We start from the raw sequence: 241 nt of genomic DNA, 5'->3' as shown, positions 1-241 counted from the left end.
ATTTTATTTACAAATCTTAATTGACGTTGTTAACCCGATAATGACTCCCACACAAAGTGGTGTTGTTTCTGGTTGTACATCTGATGCCCCTTGGATTTCCGCTAACTCTTCCTCACTTAATTCATTTAACGCTTTTCCCGATGGGTGTTTCGGTAAGTCTTTTAACTTCTCTCTTACTTGTGGATCTTTCCACGCTTCTACTAACTCTTCTTTTGTGAACTTGTATCCTTTTGACATTTCA

General features: G+C 37.8%; 1 protein-coding gene. It reads right to left on the bottom strand.

The window, feature by feature from the left end; translation table 11 throughout:
* Positions 1 to 3: 3 nt before the first annotated feature.
* Positions 4 to 241, bottom strand: a 238-nt coding sequence (locus MR147_RS26915; RefSeq protein WP_242304893.1) for a mersacidin family lantibiotic, incomplete at its 5' end; no start/stop codon positions are given.

The organism is Bacillus cereus group sp. BfR-BA-01350 (genome assembly GCF_022663775.1).
GTDB lineage: Bacteria > Bacillota > Bacilli > Bacillales > Bacillaceae_G > Bacillus_A > Bacillus_A paranthracis.
The sequence above is the reverse complement of the archived record's forward strand: the minus strand, read 5'-3'. Positions and strand labels throughout refer to the sequence as shown.